This window comes from Cellulophaga sp. RHA_52, assembly GCF_007827205.1.
Lineage (GTDB): Bacteria > Bacteroidota > Bacteroidia > Flavobacteriales > Flavobacteriaceae > Cellulophaga > Cellulophaga lytica.
Genome location: NZ_VIRZ01000001.1, coordinates 2,969,423 through 2,994,831, shown reverse-complemented (window position 1 = coordinate 2,994,831; position 25,409 = coordinate 2,969,423). Strand labels below are relative to the sequence as shown.

At 29.5% G+C, this 25,409-nt stretch carries 21 protein-coding genes; 9 read left to right on the top strand and 12 right to left on the bottom strand.

Annotation, left to right across the window (positions count from 1 at the left end; all coding sequences use genetic code 11):
- Window positions 1–66: 66 nt before the first annotated feature.
- The 3 genes from JM80_RS13255 to JM80_RS13245 are packed head-to-tail and all read left to right on the top strand — an operon-like array spanning window position 67 to window position 5,244.
- Window positions 67–2,505 carry a YfhO family protein gene (locus JM80_RS13255; RefSeq protein WP_144710506.1) on the top strand — a complete coding sequence of 813 codons (2,439 nt, stop codon included), beginning with the start codon at window positions 67–69 and terminating at the stop codon, window positions 2,503–2,505.
- Window positions 2,505–3,791: a glycosyltransferase family 4 protein gene (locus tag JM80_RS13250; RefSeq protein WP_144710504.1), complete on the top strand. Its 1,287-nt coding sequence runs from the start codon at window positions 2,505–2,507 to the stop codon at window positions 3,789–3,791. The genes JM80_RS13255 and JM80_RS13250 overlap by 1 nt, the downstream gene beginning before the upstream one ends.
- Window positions 3,775–5,244: a lipopolysaccharide biosynthesis protein gene (locus JM80_RS13245; RefSeq protein ID WP_034644612.1), complete on the top strand. Its 1,470-nt coding sequence runs from the start codon at window positions 3,775–3,777 to the stop codon at window positions 5,242–5,244. The genes JM80_RS13250 and JM80_RS13245 overlap by 17 nt, the downstream gene beginning before the upstream one ends.
- A 62-nt stretch (window positions 5,245–5,306) precedes the next feature.
- Here the strand turns inward: JM80_RS13245 and JM80_RS13240 are convergent, their stop codons facing one another.
- Together JM80_RS13240 and uvrA are read right to left on the bottom strand one after the other, a co-directional pair.
- Window positions 5,307–6,515: a hypothetical protein gene (locus JM80_RS13240; protein ID WP_144710502.1), complete on the bottom strand. Its 1,209-nt coding sequence runs from the start codon at window positions 6,513–6,515 to the stop codon at window positions 5,307–5,309.
- Between the two features lie 118 nt (window positions 6,516–6,633).
- The gene (gene uvrA, locus JM80_RS13235) at window positions 6,634–9,411 is read right to left on the bottom strand and encodes an excinuclease ABC subunit UvrA (RefSeq protein ID WP_144710500.1); all 2,778 of its coding nucleotides are present in this window, start codon (window positions 9,409–9,411) and stop codon (window positions 6,634–6,636) included.
- Window positions 9,412–9,665: 254 nt separating this feature from the next.
- On the opposite strand from uvrA, the gene JM80_RS13230 reads away from it, so the two are divergent.
- Window positions 9,666–10,247, top strand: coding sequence for an RNA polymerase sigma factor (locus tag JM80_RS13230; protein WP_013622291.1), 582 nt, complete (start codon window positions 9,666–9,668; stop codon window positions 10,245–10,247).
- Between the two features lie 228 nt (window positions 10,248–10,475).
- On the opposite strand, the gene nth is transcribed toward JM80_RS13230, so the two are convergent.
- Window positions 10,476–11,138, bottom strand: coding sequence for an endonuclease III (gene nth / locus JM80_RS13225; RefSeq protein WP_013622293.1), 663 nt, complete (start codon window positions 11,136–11,138; stop codon window positions 10,476–10,478).
- A 52-nt stretch (window positions 11,139–11,190) separates the two neighbouring features.
- On the opposite strand from nth, the gene bcp reads away from it, so the two are divergent.
- Window positions 11,191–11,643, top strand: a complete 453-nt coding sequence (bcp, locus tag JM80_RS13220; RefSeq protein WP_013622294.1) for a thioredoxin-dependent thiol peroxidase — start codon at window positions 11,191–11,193, stop codon at window positions 11,641–11,643.
- A 39-nt stretch (window positions 11,644–11,682) separates the two neighbouring features.
- Here the strand turns inward: bcp and JM80_RS13215 are convergent, their stop codons facing one another.
- The gene (locus JM80_RS13215; protein WP_013622295.1) at window positions 11,683–13,128 is read right to left on the bottom strand and encodes a hypothetical protein; all 1,446 of its coding nucleotides are present in this window, start codon (window positions 13,126–13,128) and stop codon (window positions 11,683–11,685) included.
- 106 nt (window positions 13,129–13,234) lie between these two features.
- Here JM80_RS13215 and JM80_RS13210 point away from each other — a divergent pair, with 106 nt between their 5' ends.
- The gene (locus JM80_RS13210) at window positions 13,235–13,984 is read left to right on the top strand and encodes an MBL fold metallo-hydrolase (RefSeq protein WP_232228758.1); all 750 of its coding nucleotides are present in this window, start codon (window positions 13,235–13,237) and stop codon (window positions 13,982–13,984) included.
- 11 nt (window positions 13,985–13,995) lie between these two features.
- Entirely contained in the window at window positions 13,996–14,487 is a 492-nt protein-coding gene (locus JM80_RS13205) for a hydrolase (RefSeq protein ID WP_144710498.1), read from the top strand.
- Window positions 14,488–14,559: 72 nt separating this feature from the next.
- Here the strand turns inward: JM80_RS13205 and JM80_RS13200 are convergent, their stop codons facing one another.
- The 8 genes from JM80_RS13200 to JM80_RS13165 form a co-directional block, all read right to left on the bottom strand.
- A complete protein-coding gene (locus JM80_RS13200; RefSeq protein WP_144710496.1) occupies window positions 14,560–15,219 on the bottom strand; it encodes an alpha/beta hydrolase in 660 nt (219 codons plus the stop codon).
- 1 nt (window position 15,220) lies between these two features.
- Window positions 15,221–15,544, bottom strand: coding sequence for a hypothetical protein (locus JM80_RS13195; RefSeq protein ID WP_013622299.1), 324 nt, complete (start codon window positions 15,542–15,544; stop codon window positions 15,221–15,223).
- An 80-nt stretch (window positions 15,545–15,624) separates the two neighbouring features.
- A complete protein-coding gene (locus JM80_RS13190) occupies window positions 15,625–16,047 on the bottom strand; it encodes a hypothetical protein (protein WP_013622300.1) in 423 nt (140 codons plus the stop codon).
- A 68-nt stretch (window positions 16,048–16,115) separates the two neighbouring features.
- Window positions 16,116–17,372, bottom strand: coding sequence for a dihydroorotase family protein (locus JM80_RS13185; protein ID WP_144710494.1), 1,257 nt, complete (start codon window positions 17,370–17,372; stop codon window positions 16,116–16,118).
- Window positions 17,369–19,291 carry a BatA domain-containing protein gene (locus JM80_RS13180; protein ID WP_089119308.1) on the bottom strand — a complete coding sequence of 641 codons (1,923 nt, stop codon included), beginning with the start codon at window positions 19,289–19,291 and terminating at the stop codon, window positions 17,369–17,371. Before JM80_RS13180 ends, JM80_RS13185 begins: the two co-directional genes overlap by 4 nt.
- A gap of 53 nt (window positions 19,292–19,344) precedes the next feature.
- Window positions 19,345–20,352 carry a glycosyltransferase family 2 protein gene (locus tag JM80_RS13175; RefSeq protein WP_089119307.1) on the bottom strand — a complete coding sequence of 336 codons (1,008 nt, stop codon included), beginning with the start codon at window positions 20,350–20,352 and terminating at the stop codon, window positions 19,345–19,347.
- A 4-nt stretch (window positions 20,353–20,356) separates the two neighbouring features.
- Window positions 20,357–21,001: an SGNH/GDSL hydrolase family protein gene (locus tag JM80_RS13170; RefSeq protein WP_089119322.1), complete on the bottom strand. Its 645-nt coding sequence runs from the start codon at window positions 20,999–21,001 to the stop codon at window positions 20,357–20,359.
- A gap of 165 nt (window positions 21,002–21,166) precedes the next feature.
- Window positions 21,167–21,610, bottom strand: a complete 444-nt coding sequence (locus JM80_RS13165) for a hypothetical protein (protein ID WP_013622305.1) — start codon at window positions 21,608–21,610, stop codon at window positions 21,167–21,169.
- A gap of 263 nt (window positions 21,611–21,873) precedes the next feature.
- On the opposite strand from JM80_RS13165, the gene JM80_RS13160 reads away from it, so the two are divergent.
- Both JM80_RS13160 and JM80_RS13155 read left to right on the top strand, forming a co-directional pair.
- Window positions 21,874–22,626, top strand: a complete 753-nt coding sequence (locus JM80_RS13160) for a hypothetical protein (protein WP_089119306.1) — start codon at window positions 21,874–21,876, stop codon at window positions 22,624–22,626.
- Window positions 22,627–22,636: 10 nt separating this feature from the next.
- On the top strand, window positions 22,637–25,405 hold the full coding sequence (locus JM80_RS13155; RefSeq protein ID WP_144710492.1) for a TonB-dependent receptor: 2,769 nt from the start codon (window positions 22,637–22,639) through the stop codon (window positions 25,403–25,405).
- Window positions 25,406–25,409: the final 4 nt, after the last annotated feature.

The following is a 25,409-nucleotide window of genomic DNA, read 5'->3' as shown; positions in this document are numbered from 1 at the left end:
GGCAACCAAAAAATGCTTATTTTGCTAAACTTACGTATGAAAATTTAATACAACACCAACAACATAATGAAAATTAATTTTAGATCTGTTTTAACCAACTTTTTTGTTCTTGTTTTATTTGTAGTTGCCTCTTTGGCTTATTTTACTCCTGTTTTACAGGGTAAAAAAATATTTCAGTCAGATATTGCCCAGTATACAGGAATGGCAAAAGAGCAAAATAATTTTAGAGAAAAAACAAATACAGAGCCTTATTGGACAAACAGTGCTTTTGGTGGTATGCCAACATATCAGTTAGGAGCTAATTACCCTCATAATTACATAAAAAAGTTAGACAAATTAATACGGTTTTTACCTAGACCAGCAGATTATTTATTTTTATACTTTTTAGGTTTTTATATTTTATTATGTTGTCTAAAAGTAGATTATAGGTTGGCCGTTGTTGGTGCATTAGCTTTTGGTTTTAGTACGTATTTAATTATAATTTTAGGTGTTGGCCATAATGCAAAGGCGCACGCTTTGGGGTATATACCAATGTTGTTAGGCGGTATAATTTTAATGTTTAGAAAAAAATACATTTTAGGATTTATACTCACAGCATTTGCAATGGCTTTAGAGGTTAATGCCAACCACTACCAAATGACCTATTATTTTATGTTGCTAATTTTAATATTAGGTGTTATTTATTTGGTTTATGCTATTGTAGAAAAACAACTAAAACATTATTTTGTTTCTGTAGGCTTGCTTTTTGTTGCAGTATTAATAGGTATTGCAACCAATGCTACTAATTTAATGGCTACAAAAGAGTACTCTGACTGGAGCACTAGGGGAGAGTCTAATTTAACTATTAATAATGATGGCTCTGAAAGAGAAAATACTGGAGGTTTAGATAAAGAGTATATTACACAATATAGTTACGGAATAGCAGAGTCTTTAAACATATTTGTACCAAGATTATTTGGAGGGTCTAATTCTGAAAATTTAGGAGAGGAATCTAAAACATATGAGTTTTTAGTTCGTAAAGGATTATCTAGAAAACAAGCGTTAGATTTTGCAGAGGGTTTGCCTTTGTATTGGGGAGACCAACCAGGTGTTTCTGGCGCAGCTTATGTAGGAGCAGTATTATTTTTCTTATTTATTTTAGGTTTAATTATAGTAAAAGGAAAAGTAAAATGGTGGCTTTTAGCAGGAGCTGTAATGTCTTTAGTACTTTCTTGGGGTAAAAACTTTAGTGGTTTAACTAATTTTATGATAGATAATTTTCCTTTGTATGATAAATTTAGAGCAGTTTCATCTATACAAGTAGTTTTAGAATTATGCGTACCTCTACTTGGTGTTTTAGCTTTAATGACCTTGTTTAAAGAAAAGGAGAATAAGGCAAAGTACAATATGCCATTGCTTATAAGTGCTGGGATAGTTTTGGGTACATTAATACTTTTATTTGTATTTAAAGGTGTTTTTACTTTTGATGGTTTAAGCGATGATAGCTACAGAAAATACTTTGGAGATGAAGTATTAACAATGATAAAGTTAGACCGCCAAGAGGCTTATACAAGTGATGTTTTACGTTCTTTAATATATGTGTTACTTACAGCAGCTACATTGTCTTTATTTATACATAAAAGGTTAAAAAATAATGTATTTATAGCGGTAATAGGTGTGTTAATTTTAGCAGATTTGGTACCTGTAGCTAAAAGATATGTTACAGAAGATGATTTTGTGCACGCTAGACAAATGGAACAACCATTTCCTTTAACAAATACAGATAAACAAATTAATCAAGATACTTCTGTATACCGCGTTTATAACCCAAGAGAAGGTTTAAACGGAGCAAGCACATCATACTACCATAATTCTATTGGTGGTTATCATGGAGCTAAACCCGCTACTATGCAAGACTTGTTTGATTTTCATATTTACAAAAATAATGTTAGGGTTTTAAGTATGCTTAACGTTAAATATGTTATTCAGGAAGATGAAGAAGGACGTACTTACCCAGCATTAAACCCTAATGCAATGGGTAATGCCTGGTTTGTGCAGAACCTTAAAAAAGTATCTTCGGCTAATGAAGAAATTATGGCATTAGATAGTTTAAATATTAAAACAGATGCTGTGGTTAATACAACAGAGTTTCCTTCGTTATCTAAGTTTACTTTTACTAAAGATTCTACAGCTACTATTAATTTAGATAACTATGAGCCTAACCATTTAACTTACACATCTACTACCAATTCTGATGCACTAGCTGTGTTTTCAGAAATGTATTATAAAAATGGATGGAATGCTTATATAGATGGAAAAAAGTCTAGTTACTTTAAAGTTAACTATACACTTAGGGCAATGCAAGTTCCTGCAGGTGAACATAAAATTGAATTTAAATTTGAACCTGAAGTAGTTAAAAAAGGAAGTAAAATAGCACTAGCAAGTAATATTCTTTTGGCGTTAATAGTTATAGGAGGTATTGTATATAGTTTTAAAAAACCAACAGCTAAAAAAGAGAATAGCTAATGCAAAAGGTGCTCATTATAGCTTATTATTGGCCTCCAGCTGGTGGGCCAGGTGTACAACGTTGGCTTAAATTTGTAAAATATTTAAAAGATTATAGTATTGAGCCAGTGGTGTATGTACCACAAAATCCTAATTATCCTATAATAGATGCATCATTTGTAAATGAAATTCCAAAAGATGTAAAAATTTACAAGCAAAAAATTAATGAGCCTTATGGTTTGGCAAGTTTTTTATCAAAAAATAAAACAAAAAAAATAAGTTCAGGTTTAATACAAAGTAAAAATCAATCTTTGACAGAAAAAATTTTGCTTTGGCTACGTGGTAATTTTTTTATACCTGATGCTCGTAAAAATTGGGTTAAACCTTCTGTTAATTATTTAACTAAGGTAGTAGAAGAAGAAAATATAAATACAATAATAACAACTGGCCCACCACACAGTATGCATTTAATAGGCCTTAAACTTAAGGAGAAGTTAGGTGTTAGCTGGGTTGCAGATTTTAGAGATCCTTGGACTTCTATTGGATACCATAAAAAATTACGTTTAAGTAAAGCATCTGCTAAAAAGCATAAGTATTTAGAACATTTGGTTTTAAATAGAGCAGATAGTATTGTGGTTACTAGTGAAACAACTAAAAACGAATTTTTAAATATTACCAATAAGCCTATAGAAGTGATAACAAATGGATTTGATGGTGATATAGCTAGTGACGTGGCTTTAGATGATAAGTTTACCATTTCTCATATAGGATCTTTGCTTACGGGTAGAAATCCTGAGAATTTATGGCTTGCATTAGAAGAATTGTGTAATGAAAATGAAGCTTTTAAAAATAGTTTATCGCTACAGTTTATTGGTGTTGTAAGTGAAGATGTGTTACAAACAATATACAAATACAATTTAAAGTCTTACGTAAATTTAATTGGTTACGTATCACATACTGAAGCATTAAAGTATCAAGAAAAATCACAAGTACTATTACTTTCAGAAATAAATTCACCAGATACAGTAGGTATTATTGCGGGTAAATTATTTGAGTATATGCGAGCAAAAAGACCAATTTTGGCAATAGGACCAAAAGGTTGGGAGGTGAGTAATATAATTAAAGAGACAAATACAGGTGTTGCTTTTAATTATAATGATACATCTAACATAAAAAGTTTACTTTTAGATTGGTTTTTTAAATACAAAACAAAAGAATTAAGTGTAAATTCTACTAATATAAATACGTATAGTAGAAAAGAGCGTACAGCTAAATTAGCCAATCATTTATATGGGTATTGTATTTAAACAAACATTTAGTAATACTATAGTAACCTTTGTAGGGTTTGGTATTGGTGCTATTAATACACTTTTTTTATATACCAATTTTTTAACTAAAGAAAATTATGGTTTAGTTACAGTTATACTTGCTACAGCAGCTTTATTAATGCCATTGTTAACTTTTGGAGTGCAAAATACGTTAGTAAAATTTTATAGTAGTTATAAAGATAGTGATGATGTTAAGTATTTTTTAAACTTAATGTTGTACTTGCCATTACTTACAATTATACCATTTACACTGTTTAGTTATTTTGGGACTGATTTTATAGGCGATTTTTTAGCAGAAAAAAACGAAGAGGTCAAAGGGTATGTTTGGTACATTTATTTTGTGGGACTGGCAATGTCTTATTTTGAAATATTTTACTCTTGGGTAAAAGTGCATATGAAATCTGTTTTTGGAAACTTTATGAAAGAAGTTTTTGGAAGACTATGTATTGCTATTTTACTTGTATTGGTACATTATAATGTAATAACTGTAGATTTATTTTTAAAGTCCTTGGTTGGTGTTTATGTGTTACGTATGGTTGTAATGAAACTTTATGCCTTTAGTTTAGAAATACCAAGTTTAAAATTTAGATTGCCCAAAAATTATAGTTCAATTATAAAATACAGTGCTCTTATAATATTAGGTGGTTCTGCAGCTGTAATACTTTTAGAGATAGATAAGTTTATGCTAAATCAATATTTAGCAATAGAAAATGTTGCTTTTTATGGAGTTTCTGTATTTATTGCAACTGTAATTACGGTACCTTCTAGAGCTATGCACCAAATTACACATCCGTTAACTGCTAAATTATTAAACAGTAAAGACAAACCAGAGCTTCGTAAATTGTATAAGAAATCATCTTTAACATTATTTATAATATCCGGAATTATTTTTTTGTTGATTATTTTAAACTTACAAGAATTATACAAATTAATGCCAGTTGCCTACAGAGGCGGAATGTTAGTGGTATTTTTAATAGGTTTAACAAAAGTGTTAGATGCTCTTTTGGGTAATAGTAATTCTATTCTTTTTAATTCTGACTATTACAGAGCAATTTTGGTAATGGGCGTTTTGTTAGCAATAGTGGTAGTGCTTTTAAACTATATGTTAATACCTGCTTATGGTTTAGGTGGTGCTGCGTGGGCAACGTTTATAGCTATTGCAAGTTTTAATACAGTAAAAATTGGTTATGTATACGCTAAGTTTAAAATGCATCCGTTTACTTTAGACACTTTAAAAGTACTATTATTACTGTGTTTATTAGGTGGGGTATTTTTCTTTATAAACTTTAATTTTCATCCTATATTAAATATTGCTATAAAAAGTATATTTATAGGAGTTGTTTATATTTTTGTACTTTATAAACTCAGAGTTTCAGAAGATGTGTATAGTATAGTGTCTTCTTACCTAAGTAAAAAGGAAACAAAAAAGTAAAGCCCCAGAAGAATAAATTCTTCAAGGACTTTAACAACTAACAACCTAAAAAACTGTCTTTATTATCTTCTGCTTCTTGTGCTAGAGCTAGTTCTACTAGATCTAGAAGGAGCTTTTACTTTACTTGACGTTCTAGAACTACTTTTTGTTGCAACCCTACTTTTAGAAGAACTACTTCTGCTAGGAGCTTTTGTTACGCTTCTAGTTGTTCTGGTAGTAGTTCTTGTTGCTCTACTATTTGTACTTTGTGGTTTTTTATAAACCGTTGTAGTTCTTTTAGTAGTGGTTCTTGCTGGTGTTTTAGCAGTACTTCTACTTGTAGTACTTCTTGTATTACCAACTCTGCTATTTGTTCTGCTTTTTGCAGGAGTTTTGTATGTTGTAGATCTTGTTACAGATCTAGATGTGTTAGGGTTTCTGCTACTTGTTCTGGTAACAGTTGTAGATCTAGTATTAGCTCTGTTATTTCTGTCTATAACAGTTCTGTTACTTTTTCTTGAGTTTTGTACAACAGCTCTAGAGTTTGTTCTAGAAATACCAACAGTTCTGTTGCTTCTTTGCGTTACTCTATTATCATTTCTATAAACTTTAGAAGATCTGTAATTATTTCTGTTGTTATTTTTATAAGACTTACCAACTCTTACATAAGATTTTCTATAGTTATTTCTATAAGGTCTGTAATAAGTATATCTAACAGGAGCATAATATCTTCTGTACGGTCTTGGTTGTACTAAACAAAAGTTAACAGCTGGTCTATGAAAATAGTTGTGGTAAGCTCTAAATGTATAATTTCTGTTGTACCTATTTATGTAACCTCTATGGTAATCATAAAATCCTCTATTATTGTAGTATACATACATACCACCTAACCTATGAACTCTATTGTTTCTGTAGTTAATGTTTATGTTTCCAATTTTCTCAACTCTACCGTAATAGTCATAATAAATAGGAACATTTTCTACTTGTATAACAGCTCCATAATCATCATACTGTACATATGCATTATAGTTGTAGCCAGTATTAAATGTAATATTTGCGTTTCTTCCTAAATTTATATTAGCATTTACATTTACTCTATTATCAATAAAGAAATCAAATTCACCATCAGGGAAAACTGAAAATGTTACGCCGTTCTCTACAAAGATGAAAGAATTGTTTTGTATAAAAGTATTGCTGCTTGCAACCTTATTCTCTGTGTTTTCTGTAGTTACAGCCATTGTACTAAATGTACCTATTAAAAGAGCTGTAAAAAGTAGTACTGATTTTTTCATACTATAAGGTTTTATAAATTCTGAATGCAACTATTTACATTCTGATATTTATATTACAAACAGCGTGCCAAAAAACAGTTTACTAACTTAACTAACTGATAATCAATGCGAAATAAGATTATAGTTTTTCTTTGAGATATTTAGCTGTAAAAGATTTTTTACTTTTTGCAATTTGTTCTGGGGTTCCCTCTGCAATTAGCTGACCGCCTTTTGTACCTCCCTCTTGCCCTAAATCAATAATAAAATCTGCACATTTAATAAGGTCTATATTATGTTCTATAACAACTACAGAATGGCCTTTTGCTAAAAGAGCGTTAAATGATTTTAGTAATTTTTTAATATCATGAAAGTGTAAACCAGTTGTAGGTTCATCAAAAATAAATAAAGATTTGTTAGTTGTTTTGCCTTTTACTAAAAACGAAGCTAATTTAATACGCTGTGCTTCACCACCAGAAAGAGTAGAGGAAGATTGCCCAAGAGTTACATATCCTAAACCAACATCTTGTAAAGGTTTAAGCTTGTTCATTATTTTTGTTTGTTGATGCTCTTCAAAAAATGAAATAGCATCATCAATAGTCATAGTTAAAACATCATCTATACTTGCATCCTGAAATTTAACCTCTAATACTTCTTTTTTAAAACGTTTACCATTACAAGCGTCACAAACCAAATGTACATCTGCCATAAACTGCATTTCTACAGTTATTTCTCCTTCTCCTTTACATTTTTCACAACGGCCCCCGTCTACATTAAAAGAAAAGTGTTTTGCTTGGTACGCTCTAAGTTTGCTTAATTTTTGCGAAGCAAATAATGCCCTAATATCATCATAAGCCTTTATGTAAGTTACAGGGTTAGACCTAGAAGACCTACCTATGGGGTTTTGATCTACGAACTCTACATTTTTAATATCTTTAAATTCACCTTCTACAGAAGTAAATTGTCCGGCTTTTTCTCCATAGCCTCCAATTTCCTTTAATACTATAGGATAGAGTAGTTTTTTTACCAGCGTACTTTTTCCGCTACCAGATACGCCAGTTACTACGGTTAGTATGCCAAGCGGAAAAGTTGCATTTATATTTTTTAAGTTGTTTTCTCTAGCACCATTTATTCTAATAAAATTGGTAAAGTTTCTTCTTTTTTTAGGAACCTCTATTTGTTTTTTGCCATTTAGGTAACTTGCGGTTAATGAGGATGATTTTAAAATATCTGTCATTGTACCATTAGCAACAACCTGGCCACCGTGCGTACCAGCTTCCGGACCTATATCTATAACTTGGTCTGCAGCATTCATAATATCCTCATCATGTTCTACTACAATAACAGTGTTACCTAAATCACGTAAAGACTTTAAAACATTTATTAAGTTTTCTGTGTCTTTTGGGTGCAGGCCAATACTTGGCTCATCTAATATATACATAGACCCAACTAAGCTACTACCCAAAGATGTAGCTAAATTTATACGCTGACTCTCACCTCCAGATAAGGTATTAGATTTTCTGTTTAGTGTTAAATAAGTTAATCCAACTTTGTTTAAAAAACTAAGTCTTGTAGTTATTTCTACCAACAAGCGTTTTGCAATTTGTGCATCATGTTTACTTAGCTTAACCGAGTTAAAAAATTCTGTTAGTGTATCTATAGGTAGTTCTACTAGTTCTGATATGCATTTATCATTAACCTTTACATAATCTGTCTCTGGGCGTAGACGTTTGCCATTACAAGTACCACACTTTGTTTTACCTCTGTAACGAGATAACATTACTCGGTTTTGTATTTTGTAGCTCTTATCTTCAAGCATTGCAAAAAACTTGTTTAAGCCAGTAAAATATTTATTACCATCCCAAACTAATTGTTTTTGCTCATCTGTTAACTCAAACCAAGGTTTATGTATAGGAAAATCAAACTTATAAGAAGCAGCTATAAATTCATCTTTATATTTGCCCATACTTTCTCCTTTCCAAGGAAAAATAGCACCTTCATATACAGACAAAGCAGTATTTGGCACAACTAAATCTTGGTCTATACCAATTACATCACCATAACCTTCGCAGGTTGGGCAAGCTCCAAAGGGATTATTAAAACTAAACAAGTGTACGTTTGGCTCTATAAATTTAATGCCGTCTAGTTCAAACTTATTACTAAAAGGAGTTTGTTTACCTGTTTCCAACTCTTCAATAATGCAATTACCTTCACCTTCAAAAAAAGCAGTATCAACAGCATTTGCTAATCTATTATAAAAATCTTCATCATCTTTAGTTATAATTCTATCTACCACCAAATAAAACTCTCTGTCCATTTGAGTAATAGAATCATCTATACGTATAACTTTACCTTTGTGTTTTATTCTGGCATACCCTTGTTTAGAAAACATTTCTAAAGCTTTTAAAGGCTCCCTGTCTTCTTTTACCTTAATAGGTGCTAATAATAATAGCTTGGTATTACTACTATACTCTTTAATATAGTTAACAACATCTGTAACAGTATGTTTTTTTACCTGTTTACCAGATACTGGAGATATGGTTTTACCAACCCTAGCATACAATAGCTTTAAATAATCATAAATTTCTGTTGTAGTACCTACAGTAGAACGTGGGTTTGTAGAGTTTACTTTTTGCTCTATAGCAATTGCAGGAGCTATACCTTTTATATAGTCTACTTTAGGTTTGTCCAATTTACCTAAAAATTGGCGTGCATATGAAGATAAACTTTCTACATACCTACGTTGGCCCTCTGCATAAAGTGTATCAAAAGCAAGGCTAGATTTACCAGAACCAGATAAACCTGTAATAACAACAAGTTTATTTCTAGGAATTACAACATCTATATTTTTGAGGTTGTGGAGTTTAGCACCCTTAATAATTATATTGTGTTTTGGGTCGACGTCTAAAAGTGTATTCATATCCGTAATTAATACTGTAAAGATACAATTTGTACCTTTTAATAACCATAAAAGACGCTTTTACATCAAAAATAGGGGTAATCACAACATAGATTTTTTGCGAACCTCTTATTTTATATATATTTGAAGTGTAATTAAACTTATAGGCCTATATAGCGAACATTACTTTTTTAAAATTATTAAACACTATTAAATGAACTTATTCCCATATAGGGAAGGGGTACGCATTAAATAACCAAAAAAAGTAACTCGAAATGGATCTACAAATTGAAGACTCAGTATTAGTAAAAAAGTATATTAACGGAGATGAAAAATCTTTGGAAGTATTAATAAACAGACATAACCAAAGAATTAGTAGTTTTATTTATTCTAAAGTATTAGATAGAGACATTACTGAGGATATATTTCAAGATACTTTTATAAAAGTGATTAAAACTTTAAAAAAGGGTTCTTATAGTGAAGAAGGTAAGTTTTTACCGTGGGTGATGAGAATTGCGCACAACTTAATTATAGATCACTTTAGAAAAAATAAGCGTATGCCTATGTTTGAAGGTAGCGATGATTTTAATATTTTTTCTGTAATAAGTGATGATAAATTAAACGCAGAAAAACAATTAATAAAAAATCAGATCGATTCTGACCTTAAAGTTTTAATTGAGGAATTACCAGAAGATCAAAAAGAAGTTTTATTAATGCGTATCTACAAGGATATGAGTTTTAAAGAAATCTCTGAAAATACGGGTGTTAGTATTAACACTGCATTAGGAAGAATGAGATATGCTTTAATTAATATGAGAAAAATAATAGAAAAGCACAATATCGTTTTAACGAATTAATAGGTTTTTAACCTAAGAGTATAATATATCTAAAATAGTAGCGTTATCTTACTATAACAATACTATTTTATATGGAAAAAATTTACTCTAAACAACAAAACAACTCTTGTGCAATAATGGCAACATCAAAAAGTACAGTTCAGTTTTTACTGAATTATTCTAAATCGATGAATGTAATTACATACAATGAGATGCAATTTGAAAACATTTTGAACTAAAAAAAGAGCCTTAACGGCTCTTTTTGGTTTTATAATATTCTTCAATCACTGTTTTTCTCCCTATTGTTTTTGTAATTATATCTTTATCTAAATCCCAACCTCTGGCTGGCGAGTAGTCTCTACCGTACCAAATAATTTGCAAATGCAGATCGTTCCATAATTCTTTAGGAAACAATCTTTTTGCATCTTTTTCTGTTTGAGTTACATTTTTACCGTTTGTAAATCCCCATCTATACATTAATCTGTGTATGTGTGTGTCTACCGGAAATGCAGGTATACCAAAGGCTTGCGATACTACAACACCAGCAGTTTTGTGACCAACAGCCGGAAACTTTTCTAGAGCTTCCATATCTTTAGGTACAACACCATTGTGCTCATCTATTAACATTTGTGATAGGCCATGTATACCTTTTGCTTTCATAGGTGATAAGCCAACTGGTTTTATTATTTCTCTAATTTCATCTACTGTTAATTTAACCATATCATAAGGGTTGTCTGCCTTTGCAAATAATAATGGCGTAATTTTATTTACACGTACATCTGTGCTTTGTGCAGACATTAAAACAGCAATTAATAATGTATACGGATCTTTATGGTCTAAAGGAACTGGTATTGTTGGGTATAGTTCCTTAAGTTTGTTTATTGTAAAAGTAACTTTTTCTGCCTTGGTCATTTTTGATTAGCTTTACTAAAAATTAGAAAAAACGAATTTAAATAAATTACTTATGAATACTTTAAAAGTAGGAGACAAAGTAGCAGATTTTACATCAAAAGATCAAGATGGTAATGCTGTAAGCTTATCAGATTATAAAGGAAAAAAGTTAATTGTATTTTTTTACCCTAAAGCAAGTACACCTGGTTGTACTGCAGAGGCTTGTAATTTAAGAGACAATTACAAAGAATTGCAAGAGCAAGGTTATGAGCTTTTAGGAGTTAGTGCAGATTCCGCTAAAAGACAATCTAATTTTAAAACAAAGTATGAGTTTCCTTTTCCTTTATTAGCAGATGAAGACCATACTGTATTAAATATTTTTGGCGTTTGGGGCACAAAAAAGTTTATGGGTAAGGTTTATGATGGTATTCATAGAAAAACATTTATTATTAATGAAGAAGGAGTAGTAACTAAGGTTATAGATAAAGTTAAAACCAAAGACCACGCTGCACAAATATTAGAATAATAGTAAAAAAAAGCCACATTTAAAATGTGGCTTTTTTAATTATTTTTTATCTGCCTTACGTACAAATAACTCTTTTCGTTTTATAATTTCGGCAATACCTTCTGGTAACATTTTTTCCCAGTCTTTATCTCCGTTGGTGATTTTCTTTAATACATCTCTAGAGAAAATATGTAAAATCTCCGGATCATAATCAAAAATATCCATTACTTTACCGTTATACTTAAAGAATTTGTAAAGCTCTTTCATTCTTGGGTGTACTTTAACGTTGTTACTTGTCATTATCTGGCCAGTTTCTTCGTTTTTCATTGGGTATAAGTATACCTTTAAATCTTTAAAGAATAATTTACCAAAAGCCTCAAGTATACCACCACTTAAATGTCTGTAATACTTTTCATCAAAAACCTCTACAAGGTTATTAACTCCCATTGTTAAACCAATTTTAGCTTTTGTATAATTGCTAAAATACTCTACAAGTCTAAAGTATTCTTGAAATTTAGAAATCATTACAGTATGGCCAAGAGAACATAAAAGTTCTGCTCTGTCCATAAAGTCTTGCTCATCTATTTCTCCGCTAGCTTTTAAGTTTGCCAGCGTAATTTCAAAAATTACAATAGTTTTATCTGGATTAACTGTTTGTTCATTCATAAAAATATTATGAGATTTTTCAAACATATCCATATTAACTTTGGTTACTGGTCTATAACTACCACGTAATGCTAATATATTTTTTTTGTAAAGTACAGCAGCAGGTAAAAGGTTATTGCCATCTGGGCCAAACATAACGGCATCCGTCATATCATTTTTAATTAACTGTAAGCTAATTAGCCTGTTGTCTACTTTTTCAAAATTAGGACCAGAGAAATTAATCATATCAATTTCTACAGTATCCTTGTCTATATGGTCATAAAGGTATTTAAGTAGCTTACGAGGTTTATGATATTTGTAAAAAGCACCATAAATAAGGTTAACACCTAAAATACCTAAAGTTTCTTGTTGTAATCTAGCTTCGTTTTGTTTAAAACGAACATGCATAATTATTTCGTCAAATTCTTTTTGATCTGGATCTAGCTGAAAACGGATACCTACCCAACCGTGACCTTTGTATTTTTTAGCAAAATCTATGGTAGCAACAGTATTTGCATAAGAGAAAAATAAACGCTCTGGATGTTTTTCTCTACTAATACGTTCCTCCATAAGTCCCATTTCGTGGGAAAGCATCGTTTTTAAACGGGCTTGGGTAACGTATCTACCATCGTTTTCTACACCATAAATGGCGTCACTAAAATCTTTATCATAAGCACTCATTGCCTTGGCAATGGTTCCAGATGCGCCACCAGATCTAAAAAAGTGTCTGGCAGTCTCTTGTCCGGCACCAATTTCTGCAAAAGTACCGTAGATATCAGGATTTAAATTTATTCTTAGGGTTTTGGCTTTAGTAGAAGGAATATTCTCAAAAGCAAAATCTTTTTTTAAGACTGATGACATTCTTTGTTGTTTTTTACGGTATACAAAGTTAACAAGATAGATTTATCTATTAAATAAATATGTTATAAATTTGATAAAAAAGGCCGAATTGTTAAAAATCACATTTTTGGGTACAGGAACTTCTCAAGGAATACCAGTTATAGGTAGTAAGCATCCTGTATGTTTAAGTAAAAATCCAAAGGATAAAAGATTAAGAGTATCTGTTTTAATTTCATGGGACAACTATAACTTTGTAATAGATTGTGGTCCGGATTTTAGACAGCAAATGCTGCAAAACCCCATTCCTAATTTAGATGGTATTTTGTTTACCCATGAACACTCAGACCACACTGCGGGTATAGATGACATAAGACCATTTTTCTTTAGACAAGGAGATATACCCATATACGCAGATAACCAGGTAATACAAGCATTAAAAAAAAGATTTGCATACATTTTTGCTGATATAAACAGGTATCCTGGCGCACCAGCTGTAGCTATACATGAAATTAAAGAAAACACACCTTTTAAAATAGGAAACAAAGTAGCTATACCTATTAAAGCATTACATAATAGATTAGAGGTTTTTGGTTTTAGAATAGATGATTTTGTGTATTTAACAGATGTAAAAAGTATTTCTAAAGAAGAAATAGCAAAGTTAAAAGATGTAAATGTATTGGTGGTGAATGCGTTACGTTTAGAGGCGCATCACTCTCACTTTAATTTAGAAGAAGCATTAGAGTTTATTGCTGTTGTTAAACCTAAAAAAGCGTATTTAACACACATAAGCCATTTATTAGGTTTTCATGAAGAAGTAGAAAAATCTTTGCCAAATAATGTACATTTGGCCTACGATAATTTAACCATAAACATTTAGAATAATACCAAATGAAAAAGTATTTATATTTATACCTATTTATTTTTGCAGCATTAATTGCATTATATCAGTTTGTAAGTGCAAATAAAATGATAGATGCTACAAACACTAAATTTGCTAAATTACAGACTAAAATAGAAACGCTTGAAGACTCTATACAAAAGGCTACTATTAAAGAGCTAGATCTTAAATATTTTTTACTAGAAAATAATGATGACGCATTAACTAATTTTGATCACTTAAAATTAGAAAACCCTACAAGATATATTGAAGATAAGTTAATTGAAACCAATGAAGCTAAGGGAGATAACCCATTAGTGCCTTATGAAGGTATGGAAGGAGATTTTAAAATAAATAAAATTAAAGTTTTAAACCATAAATGGATTATTGCAGATTTTTCTGATGGTAAATATTGGGGAGAATTACTTATTAAGTATGACCTTAAAGATGATTTGGGTGTAGACTTTACTATGATGGATCATTTATTGTACCGTAGAGATTAATGTATTTGCAGAATTTAAAATAAAGCCCCTGAATTACAATTCAGGGGCTTTATTTTTTACTAAAATTTAAAACTATATTTTAGTAGACAACCACTCTTTAAACGAATAAAAATTTTGTGGTGCAACACCGTGCCCAACAGGGTACTCTTCATAAGTGCAAGTTATGCCTAAGTTTTTTAAATAATTTGGTGTTTTTTGAGCCCAACTTACTGGTATTACTTGGTCTACACTGCCATGAGAGGCATAAATGTTTAGTTTACTAGGATCTTTGTCTGTCTTAAGTTTATCTATTAAGTTTTCATTAATATAACCACTTAGTGCAATTATATTTTTTACTTTATCAGGATAAGAAATTGCCGTTGCGTAACTTAAAATTGCACCTTGACTAAATCCTAAAAGTGTAACATTATCTTTATCTAAGTTATAAGTATTACAAGCTTCATCTATAAAATTTAGTATTTTTTGTACAGACTCTGCAGCTTGTTCATCATCACTCCATTTTCCTTTTTCTGCATCAAAATTTATAGCATACCAAGCATTGCCGTAAGGCTGCATAGGGTAGGGAGCACGTACAGATATAATACAAAGTTCTTTTTGTAATTCTGGAGCAAAAGAAAAAAGATCTTCTTCATTACTACCGTAACCGTGTAGCATAAATAAAACAGGGGTTTTATCTTGCTCTATAGTTGCTGGTTTTATTATGTGTTCTAAGGATAAAGGTGCTGTAGTCATACTAATTTATAAAAGTGAACCATTTTTGAGATGCTTTTCCAATAAATGGAATTGCTTGTTTTTTGTTGTTTAACATACCAATAAACCCATAGGTCCATAGTACTATGTAAGATATGTATAAACCGGCCGAAGCATACAGGTTTAACCATTGACTAATAAATAACGCAAAACCTAAAAAAAATAAGTTTAAACCAAAGTTTTGTCTAATATGAAAACGAGCAAAGTCGTGCTTGTCATCCATATTCATTGTAATTGCTATTAATGTACCTACACCAGTTAAGTAAGACACTATTGCTGTAGTTTTTCCTTTAGGATTTGTACTCATTATATTTTTTTGTGCAAGGTAAAAATTTTGCAAAAAAAAAGAGGTCTAATTAAGACCTCTTTTTATATATTATATTGTAATTACACAAAGAATAATAGTTTAGTAATAATTTGCCAAACTCCTAAAGCAATTGCGGCAATACCTAATTTACCTTGTAAAGGTCTTAGTTTTGCTAATAAAAGTTCCCCTTTTGCTTTTGCTTCTTCATTTTTAGATAATAAATGTTTGTTTATCATTCCGTAACCTAAAATAAATCCTAAAGCAGCTAAAAGTACATTTACAGCTAAAAAAGTTGCCCAATAAATAGGATAAGTGGTAAGCCACCCAAGGTTTAATATAGAGGAAATAATTCCCCAAACTCCCCAAACACAAAATGCTAAACCTATCCAGCCTTGGTAAGGTGTAATTTTGTCTAAAAGTTCTTGTGCATCAGGTTTTCTAGATAATAGTAAAGATGGTGCGGCTAAAATACCTAGTATTATTAACGTAATTCCAAAAATCATAATTTATTAATTAGTTGGTTAAAAAAGTTGACTATCTATTAGTCTTTTTAATAACGCAACTAAATAGTTTAAAGTATTTTTACCCTATCCTTATTTAAAATACCAAAAACTTGACCTTTTAACTTTTCATCAAAAAACATACAGTTTTTAGCAGTACTTATAGATGTGTTTTTACTTATAAAATATTGTGTATCTTCATCAAATAAAGTAAAACAAGCTGTTTTGCCTTCTTTTATTTCTGGTTTTTGTAAACCATAGCGTTCTCTGCCTTTTGTCAAAATTTCTACAGTTGTTTCGGTATCAAAAATAGTATTTAATAAACCAAATGACGACTCTAAACCTATGGTGCCGTAAGCTGCATTATCAAACTCAATTTTTTTCTGTTCAATATCTAAAGGCGTATGATCTGTAGTTACAAAATCTATAGTGCCATTTTTAACAGCGTTAATTAGTGCTGTTTTGTCTTTTTTGGTTCGTAATGGAGGTAATACTTTATATGTTGTGTCAAATTCTGTTAGCTTGCTATCCGTGTAAAGTAAATTATATAAAGCAACACTACAACTTACATCTAGTCCTTTTTTCTTAGCGTCTGATATTAATTTTACAGACCCTGCAGTAGATATTGTTGGAATGTGTAATTTACCGCCTGTGTATTCTAAAATAAATAAATCTCTGGCTACTTGTAGCTCCTCAGCTAATGCAGGAATTCCTTTTAATCCAAGACTTGTAGAAACATCTCCTTCATTAACTATCCCTTTACCAGCAATTTTAGTATCTAACGGAAATGAATAAATTAATCCATTAAAATTTTGAGCATACTGCAATGCTATTTTTAATAGGTTAGAGTTGCTAGTTGCTTTTTTGTAATCAGAAAACCCAACTGCGCCAGCGTTTTTCATATCATACAATTCTGCTAAATCTACAGTTTCACTATTTACAGTTAATGCACCTAGCGGATGTAAACTTGTTGTTTCTTGGCTTGCTTTATTTTTTATAAAAGCAATAGTAGAGCTTGTATACGGAATTGGATTTGTGTTGGTATTTAATATAATGTCTGTAAAGCCGCCTTTAGCAGCAGTTTTTAATCCGTTTGCTATTGTTTCTCTTTCTTCAAAACCAGGTTCTCCAAATGATACGCTAGTATCTAACCAGCCAATAGATATGCATAAGTTTTTTTTAGATATGACAGATGTATTTTTTTCTGGAGTTATAGTATCTGCAATTTTACTAATAACACCATTTAGAACTAAAATATCTTTAGTTTTTAGATGGATATCTTTGTTTGATTTATCAAAAATTTTGGCAGATTTTATTAATATATTCATTTAAAATATTTTTGAATAAGAACTTCTAGTACTAAAAAAAACAACGCAAAAATAACAAACCATTTCCAAAGCTCATGTACCTTTTGGTTATTTTCTAATTTGATTAATAATTGACCAATACTATCGTTATTTTTACTGTTAATTATAGTGTTAGTATCTATATACTGTAATTTACTTTCATCTCTATTATAATTAAAACTAATAGAACCTAGCTCTATGTCTGCTTTTTTAATTTTGTAAATACCAGCTTTTTTAGGCGTGTTAGTAAATGTTAAGGTTGCCTTATTAGTAAATGCTTGTTGTTGCGGAATAATTTCAGTTTTACCTTTTGTTATTTTTAGAACAACATCTTTATCTAGTTTTGTTTCTACATCTACATTAGTTGTTTTATTTAAAATAGCATATAGTTTAGGTATATTAAAACTGCTATATCCTATATTATATAAAGTAGGTACAATTAGGGGAGAGCCTTTAAAGTTAGAGTTTTTTGTAGTTAAACTACTGGTAAAGAAATAAACCCCGTTTGCTCCTAATAAAAAAGGAGAGCCATCTTGGTAGCTTAAAATTGAAGGAGCAGAACTGGTTACAATTAAAGAACTATTAACCGTAGGGTACTGAAAGTTTGTTACCCTTTTTTGAAATACATTTTTGTATAATGTATGAGAAAAATTAATACCAGTAATTTTGCGTTCTATTTTAGTTGTTCCTTTAATGTTTGTTTTAAAATAGTTTGATAGTAAATTATTATAGCTATTAGCATCTGTTTGTAAAGAAGGAATTATTAATAAACTTCCTCCATTTTTAGTAAATGAAACTATAGCATTTTTTAAAGATTCAGGAATTAAGTCTACTTCGTTTAAAACAATTAAATTTTGGCTAGGAATTTTACTGTAATTTAATTGGTTTATTGTTGTTGTAGTAGTTGTAAATTCATCTTCTGTAAATATTTTATTTAAAAAGGTGTTGTCTGTATTAGAAATAGTTAACACTTTTATTTTTTCTCTTTTATTTATATTAAAAAAGAAACTATTATCATAAAGTAAACCTGTATCTGTAAGCTCTATTTTACCATTAATTTTAACGTCTTTTGGTAATGTAAAATTTACTTCAGCTTTTTTAGAAGAATTAAATAATGCTGATGTTTTTGCTATTAATGTATCGTTATTATAAAGCGCAACCGCTGTGTTTTCTACATTGTTATTAGCTGTTAGGTTAGCACTTAGCTCTATATTGCTGGCATCTGTGTTAGAAATATAGATGCTATCAATACTAATATTATTAAAATTATTGGTTTTTTGTTTAACAGTGTAAACATTTATATTTTTTGTACTATCTAAACTTACAGCATTAGTTTTCTGTTGAAAATCAGACACAATAATTAAATCTTTAATACTATTGTTATTAGAACTAAATAGTGTGTTTGCCTTTAATAAAACATCATTTAAATGCAGCTGATTACTACTGTGCTCTAATGAAAGTAAATTATTTTGTATTTCTTTTAAAACTACATTTTTGTAGGTGCTTGTATTTGTAAAAAGACTAAATACTTTTTCTTTTGGTGTATTTTTTACCAGCTCTTGTACTACACTTTGTAAAATACTTGTGCCGTTATTAGGAGCTTGCATACTAAAAGAATTATCTATGTAAATGACAGTTTCTCTCTTTTTAAAAACATCTTTTTTTGCAAAATAAGGCTGAGCAAAGGCTATAATTAAAGCTGTAAATAGTAAAAGTCTAGTTATTAAAAGAAGCCACTTTTTTAAGTTTTTAGCTTTTTTGGATTGCGTTTTTACCTTTTGCAACATTGCAACGTTGGTAAAAGGAGTTTTTTTAAATCTACGGAGTTGAAAAAGATGAATAAATAGAGGAACCAATAGTAAAAATAAAGCCCAAAGAAGTTCCGGATATTTAAACTGCATTCCTTAATTTGATTTTTCAAATATAATGAAATTGCAGCAAAGCAGATAATACTTTAGCAAAAGAAAAAATAATCTTTTATTGTATTAATTTTTAAAGAATTAAGGTAGGTTTTTATACTTTTCTGCTCCTCTTGGTTAGCAACTGTAATTATAATTTGAGGGTTTTTAACATCTGTGAGGACTGTAAAATGCTGTAATTTTATGTTATAAATGTCTTTACCTATTTTTTGTTGGTTGTTACATACCCATTTAAAGTTAATATTTTTTTTAATTAGTTTTTTAGCAATTTCTTTTCCTTTTTTACCGGCACCCCAAACAAGTAGTGTTTTGTTTTTGCTATATTCTAACTCTAAAAAATAGTCAAGCTTTATATCTAAAAAGTAATTTTGTGCATAATGCTCACTGGTTCGTGATGTTCTGGTGGTATAGTCTCTCCACATATGCAAAACCCTTTTACAAGGTATACATTGTATATTGTGCTTGTAAAATCTAAATGCTAAATCATAATCCTCAGGATATGTGTTGGGGTTAAATGCGTCTACATTTTCAAAGTCAGATTTATGTACCATCCAGCAAGGAGAAGGTATAACACACTCTTTGTATATTTCGGTGTAATTAGTACCAATTGAAGTTAATTTATTTAGCCATTCTTCGTATTTTTTATAGCCTTCGTTAACGCCGTTTTCTGCAAAGTATTTAACCTTACCAACAGCAATATGTTTTTTGCCACTTTTTAAAAGCGAAGAAAGCATAACCTCAATCTTTTCAGGCTTCATTATATCATCAGAATCCATTCTGGTAATATAGCTGCCATTAGATAATTTATAAGCTAACTGCAACGCGTTAATTATGCCTTTTCCAGTATTTAAAGTAGTTTTTATTCTGTTATCTTTAGCAGTGTATTTTTCTAATATTTTAGCACTTTTGTCTGTAGAATGATCATTAATAGCAATCACCTCCCAATTGGTATAGGTTTGAGAAATTATAGACGTTATGCAGTCATCAAAAAATTTCTCAACATTTTTAAACGGTATTAAAATGCTAACCAAAGGGGTGTTCATGGCACTATTGTTTAAGTGCTTTTTTTATAGCAGTTTTTGCTAAAGGAGCCATAATTTGATATCCTTTTTTATTAGGGTGCACGCCATCACCAGAGTGTTCTTTTTGTAATCCGTTTTCTGTAGTAGCCATAGCAGAAAAATAATCTAAATAAATTAAATTGTTTTCTTTAGCATAGGTTTTAAGCTTTTTATTTAGGGCAGGTATTTTTATGTTAGGCTCTTTGTTAGGAGACCAAGGGTAATCAAAAGCAGGTAGTGTAGAGCAAATAATTACTTTTATATTGTTAGTAATGGCAAGTTCTGCCATACTTTTTATATTGTTGGTAATTTCATCTAATGTGGTAGGGCCTGTGTTACCAGCAATATCATTTGTGCCAGCTAGTATTACAACAACTTTAGGTTTTAGGTTTATAACATCTTGCCTAAAACGTATAAGCATTTGGGGTGTGGTTTGCCCGCTTATACCTCTGTTAATATAATTTTTATTTTCAAAAAAGCTAGGCATTGCATTACTCCAGCCTTCTGTAATAGAGTTACCCATAAAAACAACTCTATTATTATTTGTAGGTGTAGTAGTATTTAGTTCTTTATTAGCTTTTTTATATTTATTTAAATTGGCCCAGTCTTGAGCTTGAGAGGTACATGACATAAAAAAACATAAAATTAAAAAACAAAGTGTAGTTACTTTTTTCATCTTATAGGTTAATTAAAGTACCAAGGTACTAAAAAATGAAAAAAATAACTGTATATAAATAAATAATAGGTGTAGGTACGTATTACTATTTATATACAGTTTTTATAAGAATATATGTTATTATATTTTTTTAATGTTAGCATTTAAACCTTCAACTATACCAAGAATGTTGTTTATAGTTTCTGTAAAATGATGCTTAATTAAATCGTTGGGGATGCGAATAGTTGTAAAGCCATTTTTAAAAGAATGCATTGCTTCTTCTAAATCGTTTATTGCCTGTTCATGAGTTAGCATATGGTACTCTGTATCTATTTCTATATTTAATTTAACTCTAGAAATAGCAATGTCTATAGATTTTTTACCATCCCACCATTCTAACATTGGTGTTAAGCCTCTTTCTTTAAGACCATAGTATAACTGTATAGCTTCTTTAGGCGTATTGTTTTTTATAATAAGCCTGTTTAATCTCACTTGATGCTTTGCACATAACTCAACTCCAAATGCATCAATAGCATTTTTATGGTCAATATAGCTTAGCTCTTTCTTACATTCTAAACATGTCATTAATAGTAGGTTTAATAAGGTTTGGGATTATTATAACCGTGCTTTTTTAGGTTTATTATTTACGTTTCGATGAAATACACACAAGTTTTTGCTTTTTAGATGAAATGCACACTTTTTAGGTATTAACATATAATTTATGCCTGATTCTAATGAAATATAAAATAGTGATTATTGTTAAATTATTATGAATATTTGTTAAAAATAAGCTAAATTATTATTGAAAATTTATATTTGAATAGCCAACCAAATTTATTAGTATACAAATGAATTATAAAACCACACTATACATAGTGTTTATTACTATGTTTACTGTTCCACTTCACCTATACAGTCAGTCATCAAGTAGTAAACTTACAAAGCACAATGAGGCTATTTACCGATGGTTTGATCAACAAATTGGGCTAGAAAATACAGTATTATATAATGGATATTTAGATGATGGTGATGGTTATTTTGAGAAAGAAAATGCTTATAAGGATAGTCATAGGTACTATAATCAGTTTGATTTTTATGAAGGATCATTAATTTATGATAATCAGTTCTTTAATAACATTAATATTAAATATGATTTATTTGAAGAAAGTTTACTACTTACTTTAAAAAATAGTAATAATAATTTAAGAACTATTAAACCATTAAATAATAAAGTAAAAAGTTTTTTTATTGATGAAAAGCAATTTATAAACCTTAACTATTTACAAAATGAGGGTATACAGAAAAAAGGGTATGTTGAAGTGTTATTAGAAACAGAGAATTTTAATTTTTATAGAAAACATTTTAAACAAAAAAATGAAATTTGGTCTAGTGGTAAGTTAGAATACAAATTTACTTATAAAACACTAGATTTTTTATATTACAAGAATGCATTGATAAAGTTAAAAAACAAGAGGCAATTATTAAAAATTTTTCCTGAATATAAAAGTACTATTAGAGAGTATTTAAATGGTAAAAGAAATAATGAAGAGAATAATATAGCTGTATTGAAAAGATTAAGCTTATTAATGGTTAAACACTAATTCTTTATAAATGAAAAAATATATAATTTTAGTGTTAATATTTACTTTTTACGGTTCAATTTATTCGCAAGAAAAAGAAAATTTGTTTTCTTTAGAAATTAACGATTTATCAATAGAAGAAGCTTTAAAAAAATTAGAAAACACCTCCCAGTATACATTTTATTTTTCTATTAAATGGTTTAATAATGGAAAAGTATCTGGCACTTATACAGACGAAAAATTAACAACCATTTTAGAAGACATTTTTAAAAATACTGATTTAAATTATTTCATTGATAAAACAAATGTTTATGTTTTACAGAATAGAATTGTATACAATGAGCTACCTAAGAGTTTTTCTGCTCCAATAAGTGATACTGCTAGCATTAAAGAGAAAAAAACTAATACTATAACCCCTGTTTTTTACAATAAAAAAAATAGTGATCTAGATAATAGTTTTATTGAAACTGTTAGGATTGGAAAATCTAATTTAAAAAACTTAAGAAGCAAATATATCTTAACAGGCTACATTAAACAACTATCAAGTAATTTGCCAATACCTAATGTAACTGTCTATGTTAAAAATAGAAATGTAGGAGTCTCTACCAACACTAATGGGTATTATAAATTGGAATTGCCTAAAGGAGAAAACTTAATAGAGGTTAGCTCTATAGGAGTTAAAAAACAAGTGAAAAGAGTTTTAATGTTTAATGATGGACAATTAAATTTTAATTTATTTGAAGATGTAGAAGAATTAGATGAAATAGTTTTAGATGGTGAGCAAGATGAAAATATAGAAGAAGCTTTAATGGGTACTTCTGAGATAGATTCTGAAGAGTCTAAAAACATACCTTTAGTATTAGGAGAAAGAAATATTTTAAAAGTAGCAGCTACATTGCCTGGTATAACAACAGCAGGTGAAGGAGCTACAGGCTTTAATGTTAGAGGAGGAAAAACAGATCAAAATTTAATACTTTTAGATGATGCAGTGATTTATAATCCCTCTCATTTTTTTGGCATTTTTCAAGCCCTAAATCCATTTACTACAAAAAGTTTAAAAGTTTATAAAGGTAGTATTCCATCAGAATTTGGTGGGCGTTTGTCCTCTGTTTTTGATATAAAATCTAAAGAAAGTAGTGTAGATAAATTCAAAGGAGAGGCATCTATAGGTCCAATTACAAATAATATTGCATTAGAGGTCCCTGTTATTAAGAGTAAATCATCAATTATGGTTGGTGGTAGGTCTACATATTCAGATTGGGTTCTTAAATCATTAGATGATGATGACTTAAAAAAAAGTAAGGCAAATTTTTATGATTTAATAGTAAAATATAACCATAAAATTAATGATAAGAATGATATTAAAACTACTGCATATTACAGTAAAGATGTTTTTAGTATAACTTCAGATTCATTATATAGTTATAATAATGCTGTATTTTCTTTAAATTGGGATAATAAGCTTAATAGTAAAAATATAGGAAGTTTATCTCTATTTAATACTCATTATGGTTTTAATATAGATTATGATGGAGATACAAATAATGATTTTGCTTATGACTATGGAATAGTAGAAACAGGGTTTAAATATAAAATAACTTATTTATATAATAACAAGCACAAATTTAATTATGGTATTACTAGTAAGTTATATAATGTAAACCCTGGTAATAAAGAACCGTTAGGAGAGGATTCTGATATAGAAAAAATTAATTTAGATGAAGAAAAAGGACTAGAATCTGCCATTTTCTTAGCGGATGATTTTGAAGTAAATAATAAATTGATGTTTAATTTAGGAGTTAGATATTCAACTTTTACAGCTTTAGGCAAAAACACCACAAGGGTTTACAGAGAAGGAGAGCCTAAAAGTGATGAAACAGTAGATAAAGAATTAAATTTCAGCAATAACGAAAAAGTAAAAACTTATGGAGGGTTAGAAACTAGAGTAGCTGCTAGATACTTATTAAAAGATAATTTGTCAGTAAAGGCTAGTTATAATAAAATGTTTCAGTATATACATACCTTGTCAAACAATACAACTGTTTCTCCCATTGATACCTGGAAATTGTCAGACTATAACATTAAACCACAAAAAGCGCAACAGTTTGCTTTAGGTTTTTATAAAAATATAGATGGTAATGATTATGAAATTAGTTTAGAAGGTTATTATAAATTATCTAATAATGTGCCAGATTTTAAAACAGGAGCTCAGTTAAACTTAAATGAAAATATAGAAACTGAAATTTTACAAGGAAAAGGGAAAGCATACGGAGTAGAATTTTTAATACGTAAAAATGCAGGAGATGTAAATGGTTGGTTAAGCTATACATATTCTAGATCTTTTTTAAAGCTAAACAGCGAGTATTCAGAAGAAGAAGTTAATGGAGGTGATTATTTTCCTACAAATTATGATAAACCTCATAACTTTAATTTAGTTTCTAATTATAAAATAACGAGACGATTTAGTTTTTCGGGTAATTTTACATATCAAACAGGCAGGCCAGTAACCTATCCTACAGGTAATTTTACATATCAAGGGTCTAATTATACAACCTACAGTGAACGTAATAAATTTAGAATACCAGATTATTATAGATTAGACTTAAGTTTTAACGTAGAGGGAAATCATAAACTTAAAAAATTAGGTCACAGTTTTTGGAATATATCTATATATAATGTATTAGGAAGGAACAATCCCTATTCTGTTTATTTTGTTACAGAAAATGGAGAAGTGAAAGCATACAAAAGCTCAATTTTTTCTATTCCAATTCCAACAATAACTTATAATATAAAATTTTAAAGTT